The organism is Geodermatophilus sp. DF01-2, from assembly GCF_004571065.1.
Lineage (GTDB): Bacteria > Actinomycetota > Actinomycetes > Mycobacteriales > Geodermatophilaceae > Geodermatophilus.
Window position 1 is genome coordinate 1 of sequence record NZ_SPQN01000151.1, and the last position, 4,286, is coordinate 4,286.

Here is a 4,286-nt window from a genome sequence, read left to right on the forward strand (position 1 = left end):
GCCGCGCGCACCGCGACCCCGGCGCCGCCGCTGGCAGCCAGCGTGCCGACCGCGCCGCCGTACTGCACCGGCAGCGACGCGACCACCTCCGCCAGCCGCAGCCGGGCGCCGTCCAGGCCGGCCAGCCAGCCCGCCGCCTTGAGCCCGAAGGTGGTGGGCAACGCCTGCTGCAGAAGGGTGCGGCCCACCACCACGTCGTCGCGGTGGGTGCGGGCCAGGCCCGCGGCCGTCTCGGCGGCCGCGGCGAGGTCGGCGTCCACGGCTCCGATCGTGTCGCGGGCCAGCAGCAGCAGGGCGGTGTCCAGCACGTCCTGGCTCGTGGCGCCGACGTGGACCGCGACCGCGTCGCGCTCCCCCACCTCGTCCTGCAGCACCCGCACCAACGGCGGCACCGGGTTGCCGGCGTCCGCGGCCCGCGCCACGACGGTCGCGAGGTCGAGCCGCGACGGGTCGGCGCAGGCGGCGGTGACCGCGTCGGCGGCGGTGGTGGGCACCAGGCCGGTGCGCGCCGCGGCACGGGCCAGGGCGGCCTCGACCTCGAGCAGCGCCCGGAACCAGGCGTCGTCGGAGACGGCGGTCGCGGCCCCGCCGCGGGCGAAGGTCCCGTCGAACAGCGTCATACCGCGAAGAACACCGTCTCCCGGTCACCCTGCAGGTGGATGTCGAACCGGTAGCCGTCCTGGGCCGGCGTGGCGACCAGCGTCGCGCGGCGGTCCTCCGGCATGCCGTGCAGGACGACATCCTCGGCGTTGGCCTCCGCTTCGTCGGCGAAGTAGATACGGGTCACGACCCGGTCGAGCAGTCCTTGGGAGAAGATGGAGACGTCGAGGTGCGGTGCCTGCAGCCCGCCTTCGCCATCGGGTACCCGTCCTGGCTTGAGCGTGCAGATGGCGAACTCGCCGCCGTTCGCCATGGACGACCGGCCGAAGCCCCGGAAGCCAGGCCAAGCGGAGGAACCGCGTGGATCGTCGGGATGGTCGAAGCGCCCGTCGGGGTCGGCCTGCCAGGTCTCGACGAGGCCCACGCCGAGCGCCTTGCCGGCACCGTCGTAGATCCGGCCGCGGATCCAGACGGCGCCCGGGGCGTCCGGGGCGACGACGTGCGGACCGTCCTCCCAGGTGAGCCCGATGGCCCAGTACGGCCCGACGGTCGCGCTCGGGGTGGTCTGTAGCTGCGTCATGCCACATCCCCGTCGTCCTCGGTCTCGAACGGCGTCTGTTCGGGGCCCCGCAGGACGATGTCCCACCGGAAGGCCAGGGCCCATTCCGGCACGGTCCGCTCGTAGTCGTAGCGGCAGATGGCCAGCGGGCGCGCCGCCTCGGGGATGGCGTTGAGGATCGGGTCCTGGAAGAACAGCGGGTCGTCCGGGAAGTACATCTGGGTGACCAGGCGCTGCGTGAAGGCCCGGCCGAACAGCGAGAAGTGGATGTGCGCCGGCCGCCAGGCGTTGTCGTGGTTGCGCCAGGGATAGGCGCCCGGCCGGATGGTCGTGAACTCGTAGCGGCCCTGGTCGTCGGTCATCACCCGGCCCAGCCCATCGAAGTGCGGGTCCAGCGGGGCCGGCCAGTTGTCGACCACGTGCCGGTAGCGGCCGGCGGCGTTGGCCTGCCAGATCTCGACCAGGGTGTGCTGCACCGGCCGCCCGCCGCTGTCGAGCACCCGGCCGTGAACGACGATCCGCTGGCCGACCGCCTCGCCACCGGCCCGGCGGGTCAGGTCGGCGTCCTCCGGCCGCACCCGGTCCGCACCGAGCAGCGGGCCGGTGACCTCGGTGAGCCGGTGCGGCAGGTCGACGGGGGTCCGCAACGGCGCACGCAACCCGGTGCTCCGGTACTCGGGGAAGCCGACGGGCGTGCGCAGCGCGGGGTCCGTGCGTGCGTAGCGCGGCAGGTCCAGGTGGCTGCCGGACGTGGTCCCGGTCATGCCGGGACCGTACGGCCGCCGAGCTGCGCTCCCCAAGCCGGGACTTCCGGCCAGTGGAAGCCGGTGGCCTGGCGTACGTGCTCCCGCTGGATGGAAGGCTGTCGGCATGGCGGGCAGAGCCAGGGCGGATGGACGGTCGGTGACCTCGCGGGCGCTGCGCGTCCTCGACGCCTTCGACAGCAGCGCGCCGCGGCTGACGCTGTCGGAGATCGCCACGCACTCGGGGACGCCGCTGTCGACGACTCACCGGCTGCTCGGCGAGCTCACGGAGTGGGGGGCGCTGCGCCGGCGATCCGACGGCCGGTACGAGATCGGCCGCAAGCTGTGGGACCTGGGCCTGCTCGCCTCCGTCCAGCTCGAGCTGCGCCAGGTGGCCGCCCCGTTCCTCCTCGACGTGCACACCGCCACCCGCGACACCGTGCACCTCGCCGTCCGGGAGGGCCGTTCGGCGCTCTACGTCGAGCGCATCTCCGGCCGCGAGTCGGTGCCGGTGGTCAGCCAGGTGGGCAGCCGGCTGCCGTTGCACGCCACCGCGGTGGGCAAGGTGCTGCTGACCGCGGCGCCGGACGACGTCGTCGAGGCGGCGCTGCGAGCACCCACCCGGGAGACCCGGCACACCATCGTCGACCCGAGGCGGCTGCGCCGGGAGCTCGCCGAGGCGCGCCGCCGCGGGTACGCGCGCACCGCGGAGGAGATGTCGCTGGGCACCCTCTCGGTCGCCGTCCCCGTCCGTGCGGAGCGGCACGGGGGCCCGGCCGTCGTCGCGGCGCTCGGCGTGGTCGTGCCGAGCCACCGGCGGGACCTGCTCCGGCGGGTGCCGGTGCTGGAGGTGGCGGCCCGGGGGATCGGGCGCGAGCTGTCGCGCGCTCAGCACTTCCACTGAGCGGGAGCCCGCTGTTCCCCCGCCGGCGTCTCCGCGGTCACACTCGGCCGGGTGCGCACACAGGTGGGGATCATCGGTGCCGGCCCGGCCGGCCTGCTGCTGTCGCGGCTGCTCGCCCTGCAGGGCATCGACTCCGTCGTCCTGGAGAACCGGTCGCGGGAGTACGTCGAGGCCCGGATCCGCGCCCGCATCCTGGAGCAGCACACCGCCGACACGCTGACCGCGGCCGGGGTCGGCGACCGACTGCAGCGCCAGGGCCTCGAGCACTCCGGCATCCACCTGCAGTACCCGGGCACCCGGCACACGCTGGACTTCCCGTCGCTGTGTGGGCGCACCGTGTGGGTCTACGGGCAGACCGAGGTCACCAAGGATCTCATCGCCACGCAGCTGGACGGCGGCCCGCCGCTGCTGTTCTGCGTCTTCGACGTCCACCTGGAGGACGTCGACACCGACGCCCCGCGGATCCAGTTCACCGACGCCGCGGGAACTCCCCAGGTGCTCGAGTGCGACGTCGTCGCCGGCGCCGACGGCTTCCACGGCGTCTCCCGGCCGGTGGTGCAGGAGGCCGGTGAGCGGGTGTGGGAGCGCACCTACCCCTACGCCTGGCTGGGCATCCTGGCCGATGCCGCGCCCGCCACCGACGAGCTGATCTATGCCTGGCACCCCGAGGGCTTCGCGCTCTACTCGATGCGCTCGCCGCCGGTGTCGCGGCTGTACCTGCAGGTCGACCCGTCGGAGCGGATCGAGGACTGGCCCGACGAGCGGATCTGGGACGCGCTCGACACCCGCATGGCGCTGGAGAGCTGGTCGGTCAACCGCGGCCCGGTGACCGAGAAGTCGATCCTGCCCATGCGTTCGTTCGTCAGCGCCCCGATGCGCCGCGGCCGGCTGTTCCTCGCCGGGGACGCCGCGCACATCGTGCCGCCGACCGGCGCGAAGGGCCTCAACCTCGCCGTCGCCGACGTCACCCTGCTGGCGCAGGCGCTGGTGCGGCTGCTGCGGGAGAAGGAGACCGACCTGGTCGACTCCTACTCCGACCGCGCGCTCGCCCGCGTCTGGCGGTGCACCCACTTCTCCTGGTTCATGACCTCGATGCTGCACCGCTCCGGGGACGACTTCGACGCCGAGCTGCAGCTCTCCCAGCTGCGCCGGGTCTGCTCGTCGGAGACCGCCGCCCGCGAGCTGGCGGAGAACTACACGGGCCTCCCGCTCGACCTCTGACTTCCCGGCTTTCCGGCGATTTCCGCGGAAACCGACGCGCTCGACTTTCGGGGTTATGCCGCGAGGGCGGGTTCGGCGGCGGCCCAGGCGGTGAGGACGGCGCGAATTTCGGTGTCGGTGGGCGGGACGGCCGTGGCCGGGGAAAAGCGCGCTGCGATGATCGTCTTGCGCAGGGCGGCGTGCATGTCGGCGTAGGACGGTTCGGCCTTGGTGGTGTACCAGGGGGCGGCGGCGCGGATGGCGGCGAGGTCGCCGGCCG

6 protein-coding genes are annotated in these 4,286 nt (G+C 73.9%); 2 read left to right on the forward strand and 4 right to left on the reverse strand.

Annotated elements, in window-relative coordinates:
* The 3 genes from E4P41_RS21270 to pcaH all read right to left on the reverse strand — a co-directional run.
* Positions 1–620 (reverse strand): lyase family protein (locus E4P41_RS21270; RefSeq protein ID WP_245177550.1); only part of this gene is annotated, 620 nt, incomplete at its 3' end.
* A complete protein-coding gene (gene pcaG / locus E4P41_RS21275) occupies positions 617–1,180 on the reverse strand; it encodes a protocatechuate 3,4-dioxygenase subunit alpha (protein WP_135143190.1) in 564 nt (187 codons plus the stop codon). The genes E4P41_RS21270 and pcaG, both read right to left, overlap by 4 nt.
* A complete protein-coding gene (pcaH, locus tag E4P41_RS21280; RefSeq protein ID WP_135143191.1) occupies positions 1,177–1,923 on the reverse strand; it encodes a protocatechuate 3,4-dioxygenase subunit beta in 747 nt (248 codons plus the stop codon). Before pcaH ends, pcaG begins: the two co-directional genes overlap by 4 nt.
* A gap of 139 nt (positions 1,924–2,062) precedes the next feature.
* On the opposite strand from pcaH, the gene E4P41_RS21285 reads away from it, so the two are divergent.
* Complete coding sequence (locus tag E4P41_RS21285; RefSeq protein WP_245177551.1) at positions 2,063–2,806, forward strand: IclR family transcriptional regulator; 744 nt, start codon at positions 2,063–2,065, stop codon at positions 2,804–2,806.
* Between the two features lie 51 nt (positions 2,807–2,857).
* On the forward strand, positions 2,858–4,027 hold the full coding sequence (locus E4P41_RS21290) for a 4-hydroxybenzoate 3-monooxygenase (RefSeq protein WP_135143193.1): 1,170 nt from the start codon (positions 2,858–2,860) through the stop codon (positions 4,025–4,027).
* Positions 4,028–4,080: 53 nt separating this feature from the next.
* On the opposite strand, the gene E4P41_RS22485 is transcribed toward E4P41_RS21290, so the two are convergent.
* A partial coding sequence (locus tag E4P41_RS22485; RefSeq protein ID WP_209307851.1) for a hypothetical protein occupies positions 4,081–4,286 on the reverse strand: 206 nt, incomplete at its 5' end.

Coding starts and splice junctions, on each gene's coding strand:
- pcaG (WP_135143190.1), bottom strand. CDS start 1,180: ATGACGCAGCTACAGACCACCCCGAGCGCGACCGTCGGGCCGTACTGG.
- pcaH (WP_135143191.1), bottom strand. CDS start 1,923: ATGACCGGGACCACGTCCGGCAGCCACCTGGACCTGCCGCGCTACGCA.